Origin of the sequence: uncultured Slackia sp., assembly GCF_959608125.1 — a bacterium.
Classification (GTDB): Bacteria; Actinomycetota; Coriobacteriia; order Coriobacteriales; family Eggerthellaceae; genus Slackia.
Window position 1 is genome coordinate 24,880 of sequence record NZ_CAUHPG010000021.1, and the last position, 14,622, is coordinate 39,501.

Annotated in this window: 11 protein-coding genes; 1 reads left to right on the top strand and 10 read right to left on the bottom strand. The window is 64.1% G+C overall.

All coding sequences use genetic code 11. The annotated features are described in order from the left end of the window. Positions 1-3: 3 nt before the first annotated feature. From Q6E04_RS07235 to Q6E04_RS07270, 8 genes are all read right to left on the bottom strand, one after another. Positions 4-921, bottom strand: coding sequence for an ABC transporter permease (locus Q6E04_RS07235; protein ID WP_303250119.1), 918 nt, complete (start codon positions 919-921; stop codon positions 4-6). Beyond that, positions 911-1,897, bottom strand: a complete 987-nt coding sequence (locus Q6E04_RS07240) for an ABC transporter permease (protein WP_303250120.1) — start codon at positions 1,895-1,897, stop codon at positions 911-913. The genes Q6E04_RS07235 and Q6E04_RS07240 overlap by 11 nt, the downstream gene beginning before the upstream one ends. Positions 1,898-2,108: 211 nt before the next feature. Then, positions 2,109-3,761, bottom strand: coding sequence for an ABC transporter substrate-binding protein (locus Q6E04_RS07245; RefSeq protein WP_303250121.1), 1,653 nt, complete (start codon positions 3,759-3,761; stop codon positions 2,109-2,111). A gap of 441 nt (positions 3,762-4,202) precedes the next feature. Continuing rightward, positions 4,203-5,279 carry a DUF917 domain-containing protein gene (locus tag Q6E04_RS07250; RefSeq protein ID WP_303250122.1) on the bottom strand — a complete coding sequence of 359 codons (1,077 nt, stop codon included), beginning with the start codon at positions 5,277-5,279 and terminating at the stop codon, positions 4,203-4,205. 246 nt (positions 5,280-5,525) lie between these two features. Next, positions 5,526-7,091 carry a hydantoinase/oxoprolinase family protein gene (locus Q6E04_RS07255; protein ID WP_303250123.1) on the bottom strand — a complete coding sequence of 522 codons (1,566 nt, stop codon included), beginning with the start codon at positions 7,089-7,091 and terminating at the stop codon, positions 5,526-5,528. Between the two features lie 200 nt (positions 7,092-7,291). Continuing rightward, positions 7,292-8,389 (bottom strand): DUF917 domain-containing protein, encoded by a 1,098-nt coding sequence (locus tag Q6E04_RS07260; RefSeq protein ID WP_303250124.1) that lies wholly within the window; start codon positions 8,387-8,389, stop codon positions 7,292-7,294. 153 nt (positions 8,390-8,542) lie between these two features. Next, positions 8,543-9,502: a DUF1177 domain-containing protein gene (locus tag Q6E04_RS07265; protein ID WP_303250125.1), complete on the bottom strand. Its 960-nt coding sequence runs from the start codon at positions 9,500-9,502 to the stop codon at positions 8,543-8,545. Between the two features lie 82 nt (positions 9,503-9,584). Continuing rightward, the gene (locus tag Q6E04_RS07270; RefSeq protein ID WP_303250126.1) at positions 9,585-12,152 is read right to left on the bottom strand and encodes an excinuclease ABC subunit UvrA; all 2,568 of its coding nucleotides are present in this window, start codon (positions 12,150-12,152) and stop codon (positions 9,585-9,587) included. Positions 12,153-12,301: 149 nt separating this feature from the next. On the opposite strand from Q6E04_RS07270, the gene Q6E04_RS07275 reads away from it, so the two are divergent. Continuing rightward, complete coding sequence (locus tag Q6E04_RS07275) at positions 12,302-13,120, top strand: nitrilase-related carbon-nitrogen hydrolase (protein WP_303250127.1); 819 nt, start codon at positions 12,302-12,304, stop codon at positions 13,118-13,120. A gap of 104 nt (positions 13,121-13,224) precedes the next feature. On the opposite strand, the gene Q6E04_RS07280 is transcribed toward Q6E04_RS07275, so the two are convergent. Next, complete coding sequence (locus tag Q6E04_RS07280) at positions 13,225-14,151, bottom strand: IS3 family transposase (protein WP_303250101.1); 927 nt, start codon at positions 14,149-14,151, stop codon at positions 13,225-13,227. Further along, positions 14,061-14,546: a transposase gene (locus tag Q6E04_RS07285; protein WP_303250102.1), complete on the bottom strand. Its 486-nt coding sequence runs from the start codon at positions 14,544-14,546 to the stop codon at positions 14,061-14,063. The genes Q6E04_RS07280 and Q6E04_RS07285 overlap by 91 nt, the downstream gene beginning before the upstream one ends. Between the last annotated feature and the right edge of the window lie 76 nt (positions 14,547-14,622).

Genomic DNA, 14,622 nt, shown 5'->3' on the forward strand with positions numbered 1-14,622 from the left:
CTCCTACTCCTGCGCGCTTGCCGGGTCGCTCAAGCGGCGAAGGCCCTGCCCCACCGCGTCGAACAGCATGACCACGCCGATGAGCGCCAGGCCGGGAAACACCGCGAGCCACCACATGCCGGCCGATAGATAGCTCATCGATTCGGACAGGATGATGCCTATCGCAGCCGATTCGGGCGAAAGGCCGAAGCCGAGAAACGTCACGGACGCCTCATGCAGCACGGCATGGGGAAACAGCAGGATCGTTCCCACGATGAACTGCGGCAACACGTGAGGCAGCACATGGCGGATCGCCACCGAAAGGCGCGACTGCCCGAGTTTGCGGGAAAGCGCCACGTAGGGCGCGTTTTTGACCTGCAGCACCTCGGCGCGCACCACGCGCGCCAAGCTGGGCCAGTGCGTGAGCGCGATGCCCACCACCACGCCGAAGAAACCCTTGCCCACAGCGTAGGAAATCAGGGTCAGCAGCACGATATGGGGAATGCCCAGCATGAGGTCGATAAGCCACGTGACCGCGGCGTCGACCTTGCGCCCGCCGAGGGCCGCAGCGGTTCCGAGCGCCAAGGCGACCAGCGCGCTGGCGCCCGCCGCCAAAAGACCGATCAAGACGCTTTGCGCCAGGCCTGCGACCGTGCGTACCAGCATGTCGTGGCCAAGACGGTCGGTACCGAACGGATGCTCGAACGAGGGGGAAAGCGAACGCGCGCCCATATCGGTCTGCATCGCCTGCGGCATGAGCGCCACGCCCACCACCGCAACCGCGATCAGGATGGCCGCAGCCACGACAGATGTTACGAATACGCGGCGCCGAGAAGGCATGCGGCGGCTCGAAGGGCAATGGATGATCGGACGCTTCATAACGGCGGTCGAAGCCTGGGCTCCGCGTGCGGCCGTACCGTTCGTCGAGGTGCTAGACCGCATGGGACGCCCCCTTCCTGATGCGCGGGTCGATCACGCCGTACAAGACGTTCGCCAGCAGGTTTCCGCCGAACACGATGGCCGCCGACACAAGCGCGATGCCCACGAGCAGCGGGGCATCGCCGCCGAGGCCCGCCGTGACGGCCGCCTGACCGAGGCCCGGATACGAGAACACCTGCTCGACGAGGACCGACCCGCCGAAAATTTCCGAAATGGATGCGAACTGCAGCGTGATGGCCGACAGCGCGACATTGCGCAAGCCGTGCAGGCGAAACGCCTTCCACGCGGACTGCCCCTGGGCGCGGGCGAAGCGCATGTAGTCGCTCCCCATCACGTCGATCGTCTTCTCGCGCGTATGCAGCGCGATGTTCGCCACGCCGAGAAACGAAAGCACGATGGCGGGCAGGGCCATGTGGTACAGGATGTCGCCCAAACCCACGTCTTCGGCGGCCATGCCGATAGGCACCGAGAAGCCGATCGGGAACCATCCCAGCGCCACGCCGAATACGATCAGCGCGAGCAAGCCCAGCCAAAACGTCGGCGTCGACGCCAAAACGTAGCAATACACGCGCACGACGCGGTCGAACAGGCTGTCGCGGCGCAGGCCCGACGCCACGCCCAGCACGAAGCCGAGCACGCCCGAGAACGCCCACGCGCAGCCCATCAAAAGCAGCGAATTACCCGCGCGCCATGCGATCACGTCGGCCACGGGCGCGTTAAAGCGCAGGCTCTGGCCCATATCGCCCTGCAACGCGGCGCCCGCCCATTCGATATAGCGCTGCCACAGCGGCGCATCAGTGCCCCAATAGGCTGCGAGCTGGGCTTTCTTCTCGACGCTCATGGATACGAGCGACGCCTGGCCCATGTTCGCCTGCACGGGGTCGATCGGAGACACCGCCACCAGCACGAACGCCACGATACTCACGGCAACCATGAGCATCGCGAATTTCAGGATATTTCGTACGACGAATCTGACCATGGGTCGATAGTTCGGTCTTTCTCTTCGGGTCCGCGATCAGGCGGATCGAGGCGCGCGCGGGCGCGCGCGGCAAGCAAAACGCATCAAGGATACACGAGCGCGTCGCGCCCCTACGCCGCAGCGCGCGAACTCGGGCGAACGAACACGCCGCCGCGAGGGCCGGACGAAACCCGACCCCCGAGCGGCGGCGCGCAATGGGGCCCGAAAAGCCTTACGCCCACGCCCATTCGTCGACATTGTTCACGATAGACCAGCCATGGCCATGCGGATGCGGCTTCTGGTCGGCCACCTTGAGGCCTTCGCGCGTGAAGTACAGATGGTCGGCATTGGCGAGCCACACCCACGGCGCATCGGTGTCGGGGGTGACGCCCTCGGTACCGTCGAACTGCGCCTTCCGGTACAGCTCATAAGAAGTCTCGATCGTCGGCGTGGAAACGGCCTGTTCGAGGTATTCATTGGTGGTCTCGTTATCGCGGCAGGCGAAATCGGACGTGCCTTCGGAGTAATTCAGGTTGTAGATCTCGATGGGCGAGTTCGAACCCCAACCCCACAACTGGGCCTCGCTGTACGACATCGGCTCGAGATCGTCCCACGACTTGCCCTCGACGTTCACCTTGATGCCCAGCGGGGCCATCTGCTCGGCGAAGTCGGCCGCCATGGCCTGGCGCATCATGTCGTTAGTCATGTAATAAAGCTTGAATTCAGCACGCACGCCATCTTTGACTAGAACGCCATCGTCGCCTGCAACCCAGCCGCCGTCGGCGAGGATAGTCTTGGCCTTTTCGACGTCGGTCGCGATCTTCATGTCCTCGCACGCCCAGGGCATGCCGTCGGAGGGGCTGAACGCAGGCGTCGCGTAACCGCTCAAGGAGCGGTCGACCAGAAGCTCGCGGTCGACGGCGTAGTTCATGGCGCGGCGCAGGGCAAGGTCGCATGTCACATCGTTGCCGGCATCGTATTCGACATCGCCCACCTTGCGCTTCGCGCCCGCGGGGACCATCGGAAGCGAGATGCCGCGCGAATCGACCGTCTTCACCGAGAGCAGGTCGTAGCCGGCGGGCAACGCATCGGCCATCGTCGCGGAGGTGTAAGCCACGTCCACCTGGCCCGCCTGGGCGGCGGCAAGCGACGCGTCCTCATCCATGAACACGACGACGACGCGCTTCATCACGGGCGCCTCGCCATAGTAATCGGGATTCGCCTCGAAGATGACCTGCTGACCGCGGTCCCACTGCGCCAGCTTATAGCGACCGGAGCCGATGGGATTGCTGCCGTAGTCATCGCCATGCGCGTGAGCAGGGCAAATACCGACGGTAGCAAGCGTGTACATAAGGATGTTGAACGGATGGGCCATACGGATCTCGACCGTCTCGTCATCGAGCGCGGCGGCCTCGGACACCATGGACAGGTCGACCTCGGACGCCGGGGAGTCCTTGATGCCGTTGATGGTGAAGGCGACGTCTTCGGCGGTCAAAGGCACGCCATCGGTGAACTTGACATCGGTGCGGATTTTGAACGTCCACACCATGCCGTCCTCGCTGCATTCGTAGGACGTGGCCAAGTCATTATGCAGGCCCATGTCGGTATCGGTCTTGACCAACGTGGACTGGATCAGCGGCTCATGCACGTGTTCGCCGCAGCCCCATGCGACGAACGGGTCGAAGCCCGCCTCGGGCTCGGCGTTCGTCGGCATAGACACGATGACCTGCTCGGGCGCCTCCTGCGGCTCGGCGGCGGCATCGGGCTCGGATGCCGATTCGCCCGAAGAGCACGAGGTCAGAACTCCCGCGAAAATCGCGGTGGCGCCGCCCGCGGCGAGAAGCTGCGAAAAACGACGACGCGACATGAAGATGGATTCCCGCATGGTGGTCCCCTCCCTGGCCGGACGAGAAGCGAAGCGCCGTGTCGGGGCGCGTCGAAGGAATCGAGCCTTCCGCGCCGCGATGCGCCGCTCCGTCGCATCCTATAGTGTTACCTTTCAAAAACTCGTAACACCATAAAGCATTGATGTTACTTCTTCAATATTCGTAACATCAGTGGCGCAAAACGTCCCCGAATCGGCGGCCGACGCGCCTTCGAACAAAGGGTATGCAGCCAAAAGTCGAAAAGATGCATGAAAATTGCAGTTGGCGGTCTTTTCGGCGCCGCGGCGTCGTAGGCGCGAAAACAAAACACCAGGTGACGGGCTCTAGACAATTTCGCCCCACGCGATAAACCGTCGCGTGAGGCGAAAACGACCCTGAAAAAGACCGCCTACTGCAAAAAACGTGCAGAATCGCAGCGATCTCCAGCAAGACGCCGGATTCTAGCGCTGCTCAACGGGAATATAGCTCACGTCCTTGTAGCCGAACGCCTGCGGCCCCACCACGGCAAGGCCTTCGGGCGTGCGCCACTGCGGCGCGCACGGAATGCCGACGATCATGACGCGGCATCCGTACTTGAGCGCTTCGCCCGTGATCGGCGTCAACGTTTCGACGTCGAATGCGGCGATCAGATCGGGCGTGGTGCATACCGGCACGCCGTCGCGCTTGGCCATGAGGAACTCGTTTTGGAACTCCATCGTGAACACGCTGCCGCGATACGAATCGAACCCTTCGATCGTGGCGATGCCGCGCGCGAAGCCTCCCGTGGTGCGGCGCTCGACGTCTTGCACCTTGCCGCGGAACAGCTCGATCGCACCCAGACGCTCCATGATCTTGTCGTAAGCGTCGACCCTGTTCGTACGCGCGTAACGCAGCAGCACGCCCACCTCTTCGCACAACGTGTAGGTTCCGGCGACGCTATTGGCCTTCGCCTGGGCGCCCGTCATGCCGTAACATGCCAGCGAAATATTGCCGCCCATCATCACGGTCGCGCCGCGGCACAGGTCCTCGGCTCGCTTGTTATCGTCGGTCTCGATCAGCATCTTGTTGCCGCGTTCGTCGGCCACGCCGATGGGGCTTGCGCTCTGCCCGAACACCGACCAGGTGACCATCTGCAGCTCGGGAAACGCGCGGCCCATACCGTCTCCGTCGAGCAACGGAAGGCCGCGACGGGCCGCAGGAAGCATGGGATGCAGCGAATTCCAACCGCCAGCCTCGGAGGGAAGCAGCACATCGAAACGGTAGCCGCATGCATCCTCGAGCGCCTCCAGCGCGAACTCGGGCTCGGTACCGCGCGGCACCTTTTCCACCAACACCGTCGGCGCGCCCAATCCCATCGACACCGCCACGCGAGCGTCGTCGGAAACCTCGCCCAGTTCGAGCAGTTCGATGGCACCGAACTCCTCGACCGTCTGTCTCGCGACGACCATGCCGAGATACGGGTCGCCGCCGCCTCCCGACGCCATGACCGCAGCGCCGCGCGCGATATCCTCGACCGCCTGGACTCCCAATTTCCTCATACAGCACCCAACTATCTTTTCTCGTTGCTTTACTACGATATAGCACTAAAGCATCAACCGCTAAAAATGCAGGACGCTCACACGTCCTGCCTGTCGAAATCACACAAACCCGCCGCAGCGACGACAAGCCGTCGAAGCGTCGAAGCGCGAGCGCAAGACGCGTCGGCTGCGGGCTTCGCGATGCACGCTCTTGCGCGCAAGCGAAGCCCCCGCCGACAGGCGAACGAAAACGCCCCGCAGCTCCGCCTACAGCTTCAGGCTTCCGACCGCCTTCACGCGAACGCGCGTGGCGTTTCCGGGAAGATACGCCAGCGGCACGTCTTCGACGTCGATGATTTCGATCGTATCGGGGTCCGCGCCGGCTTTGACGGCCTCCTGCCTGGCAAGGTCTTTCGCCATGGCCAATGCCTCGGCTCGACCCATCTCATCGAGCGAGAAAATGCGCTCGATCTGTCCGGAAACCTGGGAAATCGCGCTGCCGATGGCATTCGCGACACCGAAGTTCTCGGGCTTGTGCACCTTGCTGACGCCCTTGAGCTCCCCAGGGATCAGAATGGAGCCGCCGCCGACCAGGATGACGTCGATATCTCCCGCGCTCGTCTTCATCTTGTCGACGCACTCCTCGACCATGCGCGCCATCTCCGCAGAAGCCGCGCTTACCAGCTCGGGGTCGAGGTCGGCGACCTTGGAAGGATCGCCGACTCCTTCGGCGGCGCCGGACGCTACGGCGATATCGGTCGCCGTCAGCACGTCGCCCCCGAAGCACAACGCGCGCGTGAGCACCTGATAGCCCACCGAATCAGGGCCGACGGTGACGCTGCCGTCCTCGCGCTTGCGCACGATGGAGCCGCCGCCCAAGCCGATCGAGATGATGTCGGGCATGCGGAAATTCGTGCGCACGCCGCCGATTTCGACCGCCAGCAGGCTCTCGCGCGGGAATCCATGCGTCAGCGCGCCCAGGTCTGCCGTCGTGCCGCCCACGTCGACCACGACGGCGTCTTTGAGGCCCGTCAAAAACGATGCGCCGCGAATGGAGTTCGTCGGACCGCATGCGATAGTAAGAATCGGATAGCGCATGGCATACGCCGCGCTCATCAGCGTGCCGTCGTTCTGACACAGGTACACCTCGGCGTGCTCGATGCCTTCGGCAGCCAGCGCGGACACGAAGCTTTCCGACGTGGTTTTCGCCACCGTGACCAGCGCCGCATTGAGAATGGTCGCATTCTCGCGCTCGAGCAGGCTCACGCTGCCGATCTCGCTGGAAATGGAGACGGGGAAATTCTCGCCCAGACGGGCGCGAACGATTTCTGCGGCGCGTTTCTCGTGCGATGCGTCCACCGGAGAGAACACGCTCGTGATGGCCACGCTATCGCAGGAGCCCTCGATTTCAGCGGCGATGCGCTCGAGCTCGGCTTCATCGAGCGGGGCGATCTCGCGGCCGTCGAACTCGTGGCCGCCGCCCACCAGGTACCAGCGATCGCTGATGGCCTCGCGCAGATCGGACGGCCAGTCCACCATGGGTTTGATCGCGGCGGTCGCGGGCGCGCCCAGGCGGATGACCGCCACGCGGTCGAGGCGCTTGCGCTCGACGATAGCGTTCGTGCAATGCGTAGTGCCGAGCATCGCGTATCCGATGCGCTCGCGCGCGCCGTCCACCTGGGCGAGCGCGGACGCCATTGCGGCGCGGATACCGCCCATCACGTCTTCGGTGGTCGGGCACTTCACGGCCGCCACCAGGTTCAATTCGTTGTCGAGCACGACGGCGTCGGTGTTGGTTCCTCCGACGTCGATGCCGATGCGCCAATCCTTCATATGTTCCTCCTGACGAGCGCTCCGACGGCCTTCCGAGCCTTCGGCTCCGATGCCGGCCCGACAACGGCCGCAAAGCCGCTGTCGCCGACGACGCGAAGCCCCGATCCCGTCCGACCCCACGAAAACGCCCTTGCATTCATTTCGATGCCTTCCGAAGCCCGCCCCGAAGCGGCAAAGCTCGTCGGAAACGCGTTCGGGTCCTATCGATTCTCCACGGGCACGTAATCGATGTCGTAGCCGAAATAACGCGGGCCCGCGATTTCGAGGCCGCGCGGCGTGCGCCAATGCTCATGCACGGGAATGCCCACCAGCACGCCGCGGGCGCCGTATTTCAACGCCTCGGTGGTGATAGGCAGAGCCGTTTCCGCATCGAGGACGGCGATAAGGTCGGGCGCGCTGCACAGCACCTCGCCGTCGGAACGGGCGATGAGATGCTCGTTCTGGAACTCGATCTCGCACGTGCGCCCGTGATAATCTTCGATGCCCTCGAAGTGAGCGTAGCCGCGCACGAAGCCTCCCACCGTGCGGCGCGACACGTCATCGAGCTTGCCGCGGAAGAGTTCCTTGCCCTCGAGCAGGTCTAAGATCACAGGAATGGGATCGCCGCCCGCTTCGTGGGCCTCGCGAATCGTACGGCCCACCACCTCGCAATACGTCGACGTTCCAGGGATGCTGGTCTTTTTGGCCTGGGCGCCCGTCATGGCATAGTCCGCCATGAACACGCTTCCGCCCGTGGTGATGGCGACATTGCGTGCCAGGCGCTCGGCCCATTCGTTGTCGACGGCCTCGATCACCACGGTGTCGCCCTTTTCATCGCACACCGCGGCGGGGCACGCAGGCACGTCGAACAGCGTCCATGTCACATGACGAAGCTCGGGAAACGCTCGGCCCATGCCGTCGGCGTCGACGATCGGAACGCCTTTTGCGGCGGCAACCTGGAACGGAAGAAGCGAATTCAGTCCGCCCGCCTCGAGCGGCATGATGGCGTCGAACTTCCTGCCGAGCCGCGCCTCGAGGGCGTCGACGGCGCCGATTCCTTCGAGGCCGTTGGGCACCTTCTCCACCAGCACCGTCGGCGCGCCCAGCATATGCGACGCGCAGACCCAGGCGTCATCATCGAGCTCGTCGAGCGTCACCATCTGAAACGGTCCGTACTCTTCGATGGCCTGCAAGGCCATAAGCTTGCCGATATACGGATCCCCACCGCCGCCTGAAGCAAGAACGGCAGCGCCGACGGCCATGTCCTCGACTTCCTGCTTGCCGATAATACGCACGGCAACCTCCTTTTTCTGCACCATGGCGCCGCCTCGCGTGGACGACGCCTTCGTTTCGAACAAGAATGCGAAGCCGGACGAACGGCCCCGCCTTTTCTCATGCCCACCATAACCGCGCCGCCCGACGACGCGAACGGCGAAACGGAGGGCGGCATGCGCACGCGGCGAAGCGGCGCGCTATGCCAGCTCGTCGACCGGCGGCAGCGAGCCGAAGCCCTGCAGGCCGGCCATATCGCCGTAACGCTCGACGAACGCGCGATATTCCGCTTCGTCGCAGAACGAGCAGGCACCGGCGCCGAATGCCTTGGCGGCCTCGATCATGAACGTGCCCGCCTCGTCCAAATCGCCCAGACGCGTGGCACCCGTGGCGCAACCCGCCACGGCGGTTTCGGTCGTGATGGCGACGCCCACGACGGGAGCGTCGGTGCACGTGCACGGCTGCAGAATGCTATTGAGGTGATACAGGCCGTTGCCGTACGGCGTGATGTCGGCCATCGAAAGAGCGAACACGTGCGGCAGGCGGCCCGTCGCGGTCTGAGCCAGATCGAGCAGGTCTTCGCTCACGCGCATGATGACGCCGCGCCTGACCGTGGGGCTGATGGCGAATCCGCGAGCGTTGATGATGCGATTGCCCTTGGTGGTATCGCACACCAGGATGGCGTCGAGCTCGTCGGTCACCTCTTCTTTATTGATGGCGGCCGTCGACGTGGGCGAGCCCATGAACGGCACGGGGTCGTGCGGAAAAGTAGGCGCATGCGGGCACACATGGGTGGAAACAAACACGTCGCCGGCGAGCACATCGCCCTTGCGATGCATGTCGATAAGCTTCGCTGCGCAAGCAAGCGCCGTAAGCGCCCCGTCGCCGTCGGAAACGAAGCCGATGCGCTCTGGCCTGGCGCCCAGACCGCCCAAGCGACCCAGCAGACCGATCGTCGGCGCCTGACCGCCCGCGGCCTTGCCCTGGGCGCCGGGAATTCGCACGCGGACCATATCGGTCGTGCCCTTCGGGCCGGCCAGCGCATACGTTTCGACATCGCAGGCGGGATCGATGCCGCGCAGATAGTTTGCCACCGCCTCGCCGCTCGCCTGCGGAGAATCGAGAACGTCGTACAGGTCCATCAGGTATCGCAGCAGCATGAGGCGGTCCTTTCGTTTTGCGATCGAACAATATCCGCCCCATTGTAACGCCCTGCCGGACGTTCTGCAGCGAAGCGGCGCGCTAAAGCGACGGGGCTTCTTCCAACTCTTCCCTCAGGTAGCGGCCCGTGATGCTCGCCTCGCAGGCCGCTACCTGTTCGGGCGTGCCGCACGCCACGATGCATCCGCCCGCATCGCCGCCGCCGGGCCCCATATCGATAACGTAATCCGCATTGGCGATCATATCCAAGTCGTGCTCGATCGCCACCACGGCTGCGCCTTTGCCCACCAGCCTCTGCAAAACGCCGATAAGAACCTCCACATCCAGGGGATGAAGCCCTATGGTGGGTTCGTCGAACACGAACAGCGCGTTTTCCTGGCTGCGCGTCATCTCGCCCGCAAGCTTCAAACGCTGCGCCTCGCCTCCCGAAAGCGCGGGCGTCGCCTCTCCGAGCGTCAGGTACCCCAGCCCCAAATCGCTCAAGACGTCGAGCTTCGCCTTCGCCGTGCGCAGGCCGTCCACGCAGGCACGAGCCTCGTCGACCGTCATCGCAAGCAATTCGGGAAGGGAGACGGCGCGAAGCCCCTCGCCCTCCGGGCGCCCAGCAAGGCATTCGGACGATACCGCCCGCTTGATTTCGAACGCCTCGCGCGCATAACGCGATCCGCCGCATGCGGGGCACGGCACGTCGACATCGGGCAGGAATTGCACGTCCAGCGAGACCTGGCCCGTTCCGTCGCACGAAGGGCAACGAAGCGAACCCGTGTTGTACGAGAAATCGCCCGCCTTCAAACCGCGCTCGCGCGCCGCGTCGGTCTTGGCGAAAGCCCGACGAAGGTCGTCGAGCACGCCGGAATACGTCGCCACCGTCGAGCGCACGTTCGCTCCGATAGGGCTCGCATCGATCAGATGCACGCGCTCGATGCCATCGGCCTCAAGCGATTCCACATGGCTTGGAAGCGCCTCTCCGCGCGCCGCCGCCTCGAGCGCCGGCACCAGGCTTTCAAGTACCATGGTGGTCTTGCCCGACCCCGAAACCCCCGTCACGGCCGTCAAACGGCCGCGCGGGATGCGCACGCCGAGCGGTTTCACCGTATGTATGGCGCCCGTCCGAATGCTCACGGCCCCATGCGCGAACATCTCGTCTTCCGTCGCTCGAGCACGCGCGCGGACGCGGCGCTCCCCCGAAAGGAACGCGCCCGTGCGCGAGCGGGGGCAAAGCGCCAGATCGGCAGGGTCTCCCTGAGCCAGCACCTCGCCGCCGTGCGCGCCCGATGCGGGACCCACCTCGATCAGATGATCGGTATGGCGAAGCACGCGCACGTCGTGGTCGACCAGCACGACGGAATTGCCGTCTTGCAAAAGGTCGTCCATCACGCCGAGCAATCCGTCCACGTTCGACGGATGGAGCCCGATCGAAGGCTCGTCGAGCACGTATAGAACCCCCGTCGTGCGTCCGCGCACCGCCCGGGCCAGCTGCACGCGCTGCCGCTCGCCCGTAGAAAGCGACGAGCCGGCCCGATCGAGGGAAAGATAGCCCAAACCGAGTTGCTGCAAGCGGCGGATAGGTTCGGCCATCTCGTCGACGACGGCATGCGCCATGGGGCGAAGCTCTTCGGAAAGAAGCCCGGGCACGCGAAGGACCCACGCCGCAAGTTCGTCGAGGGTCATGGCGCTCGCCTGGGCGAGGCTCATGCCGTCGATGCGCGGAGCGCGGGCGCGAACGGACAGGCGCGATCCGCCGCAATCGGGACATGCTCCTTCCCGCAGGAACTTCGCGACGCGCGCGAGACCCTTCTCATCCTTCGCCTTGGCAAGCGAATTCTCGACGGTATACGTCGCATTGAAATAGGTGAAATCGAACTCTGCCACTTGCCCCGTCTTGGGGGATTGATAGATGATATGGCGCTTTTCGGCGGGGCCGTGAAACACGATGTCGCGCTCGGCGGCGGAAAGCTCGCAGAACGGCACGTCGATGCGCACGCCCATCTCCTGTGCCACCTGAGGCATGAGCGACCACATGAGCTGGCGCCACGACGCCACCGCGCCCTCTTGGATGCTCAAACGCTCGTCCGGCACCAACGTGCTTTCGTCCACCTGCCGCACGATCCCCGTGCCCGAGCACGTGGGGCATGCGCCGCCGCCGTTGAACGCCAGCTCTTCGGCTCCAGGACCCATGAATTCGATGCCGCATTCGGGGCAGCGCAAAGGCCGCTCGAGCGCCACGTTCATCGACGGCGGCACATAGTGGCCGTTCGGACACGCATGGCTCGCCAAACGCGAGAACATCAGACGAAGCGCGTTGAGCAGCTCGGTCGACGTCCCGAACGTCGAATGCACTCCCGGAACGCCGGGACGCTGCCGCAGCGCGATCGCGGCAGGAACGTGCCGCACATCATCGACCTGCGGACGAGCCGCCTGCGCAATGCGACGGCGCGTGTAGGTCGAAAGGGCGTCGAGATACCGGCGCGACCCTTCGGCATACAGCACCCCGAGCGCCAACGAGCTTTTGCCCGACCCCGACACGCCGGCGATGCCTACCAGCTTGCCGAGCGGTATATCGACGTCGATATTCTTCAGGTTGTGCACGCGTGCGCCGCGCACTTCGATGCGGTCCGGGGCGCCGAAGCGCCTGCTGCCCTGGTTCACGTAAGCCGCCTTCCGTTCGCGCGAATATCCCACCGGCATCCTAGCACGCGAAACGCATGCGCGCCTTATCGGAAAACGACGCGGCATCGGCCTCGCGGCACGGCACGCAAGAAGCCGCTACAATACTCGAGACGAAAGGAAGGTGCCTCATGAAGGACATGAAAATCGCCCTCGTGCAGTTCGAGGGCGCGATCGGCGAAGTGGAGAAAAACGTCGCCGAAGCATGCGCCCTGATCGCCCAAGCCGCCGAAAACGGAGCCGACCTGGTCGTTCTGCCCGAACTGTTCAGCACGGGATACCACCTGGACACCATCGGCCCGCACATCCTCGAGCTGGCCGAACCCATCGACGGCCCCACCGTGCGCGCTATGCAGCAGGCCGCACGCGAGGCGGGATGCTACGTAATCGCGCCGATCGCCCTCATCCGCGAAGTGGGAGGCGTGCCGTTCAACAGCGCCGTGCTGATCGACCGAGAAGGAAACGTCGCCGGAAGCTACGACAAGGTGCATCTGTGGGCGCTCGAGCGCTTCTATTTCCGCACCGGCGCAAGCTATCCGGTGTTCGACACCGATTTCGGCCGCATCGGCATCATCATCTGCTACGATATGGGCTTCCCCGAGGCGGCTCGTTCGCTCGCGCTGCAAGGCGCCGATTTGATCGTGTGCCCGAGCGCCTGGTGCGTCGAGGATATGGACGTCTGGGAAATCAACGCGCCGGCGCGTGCGCTTGAAAACACCGTCTTCCTGGCGGCCTGCAACCGCTTCGGAAGCGAGGGCGGCGACCTGTATATGCCGGGCAAGTCCATGGTATGCAATCCTCGCGGCACGAAGATCGCCCAGCTCGAAGACGAGAAAGCGGACATCCTCTACGTCGACCTCCATGCGGCCGACATCGATACCTACCGCGTGAAAAGCCCCTACATGCGCGACCGCCGCGCCGACACCTACGAAGGCGTTTCCCGCTGGTAGAAGTTCGCGCCAGCAAACGGCTTGCGCGCAAAAGAAAAGGGCCTACGTGAACTGAACCCCGATAGTGCAAAGGACCCCGTTTTCTGAACGGCAAAAGAAGTGAATCAAGCGGCCCGGCTGAGCCTGTACTCGACCGGGCTGCTTCCGTCCAGGCGTCTTTTGATGCGCACGTTGTTATACCAGTCGATATACTTCTCCAAATCCCTCTCGAAGATATCGGGGTCGTCCCCCTCCCAATCGTAGTAAAGCTCGGTCTTGACCATCGAGAAGAAGTTCTCGGCCTTCGCGTTGTCGAGGCAGTTTCCTTTGCGGGACATGGACTGGGCTATTCCCATCCGCTCGAGCGCGAGTCTGTAGGCGGGCATCTGGTATTGCCAGCCCATGTCCGAATGCAGCAACGGGGCGTCTTCGCCATCGAGCCTGCCCTCGAGGCCCGCCAGCATCTCGAGGACCATCTTCATGTTCGGGGACCTGGATATCGAGTAGGCGACGACCTCGTCGTTGCAGAGGTCGACCACGGGCGAAAGGTAGAGCTTCGCGCCGCCCGCCTTGAATTCGGTGACGTCGGTCACCAGCTTGGTCATCGGGTCCTCCGCCTCGAAGTCGCGGGCCGGCAGGTTCGAGGAGGACCTGCCGGCCCGGCCCATGCAGGAGCGGCGCTTCCTGCGTCTGCGGGTCCGGCACAGCAGCCCCTCCTCGCGCATGGCCTCGAGCGCCGTCTTGTCGGCGATGCGAATGCCGGTAGCTTTGCGCAACGTGTCGGCAACGCGTCGGTATCCGTATCTGAACTGGGATTTCTCGCATATCTCCACTATGGTCGGCCGCTCGGTCGCCTGCCTGTCCGAGGGAGGATTCGCCTCGTGGTAGTAATAGGCGGAACGCGGCATCCCGACGAGCTCCAGGAGCGTGGAGAGCGGATATTCCCGCCTCAGCGACTTCGCTATCTCGTGCTTCTGCCTGCTGCCGAGAGGGCCGTCGCCGAGGCGGCCATTCGTTTTAAGATCTCCACCTCCATCTCGAGGCGGGCGCACCGCTGCTCGAGCGTCTCCTCGCTCGCGGGCTCCTTCCTCCTTCGTCCCGACGGATGGACGGCGAGGGCGTCGTCGCCTCCCTCTCGGTACCGCTTCACCCAGTCTCGTATCTGCGCGCTGTTGCGCACGCCATGCTCGAGAGCGAGGGCCCTGTAGTCGCCCTCGCCGCGGAGATAGGCTTCGACGACGCGAAGCTTGAACTCCTGGGGATAGCGGTTGTTCTTCCTCGGCCTGTCTATGGCCCCGACGCCGCCTTGGTCGATCCTCTCCCTCCAAAGCTTCACGGTTGACTTCGTAAGGCCAAACTCGTGCTGCAGCATGGTGATGGTCGCGCCATCGGCATATCTGCCTGCAAAGCGCTGTTTGAACTCGGCGGAGTAATCCTTGCTCAGCAAATCAACCCCCTAACGCAGAGGACCCCTATAGGAGAAGCAGAACATTGTCTGTCCAACTATAGGGGTTCACTGCACT